This window comes from Mesorhizobium sp. (assembly GCF_004963255.1).
In the GTDB taxonomy this organism is placed as follows: domain Bacteria; phylum Pseudomonadota; class Alphaproteobacteria; order Rhizobiales; family Rhizobiaceae; genus Mesorhizobium.
Window position 1 is genome coordinate 1 of record NZ_SUGA01000145.1, and the last position, 227, is coordinate 227.

Here is a 227-nt window from a genome sequence, read left to right on the forward strand (position 1 = left end):
TCGCAAATAAGCGTTCCGGGCGGATTGAGCAAATCCCCCATTCCGGGCGCGTCGGGATCATCGAAGGACGACCGCACGAAAGTACGCACCCTGTGCACCATGGCAAGCTCGACCGAGCGTACCTGCAGGACCTTGGCGCCGAGAGAGGCCATTTCAAGCATTTCCTCGAAGGAAATCTTGGCCAGCCGCCGCGCTTTCGGCTCGATGCGCGGGTCTGTGGTGTAGAC

General features: G+C 60.8%; 1 pseudogene. It reads right to left on the reverse strand.

Annotated features, from left to right (window positions below):
• A pseudogene (locus tag E5X34_RS32815) lies at positions 1–227 on the reverse strand (aspartate kinase); the annotation flags it as partial.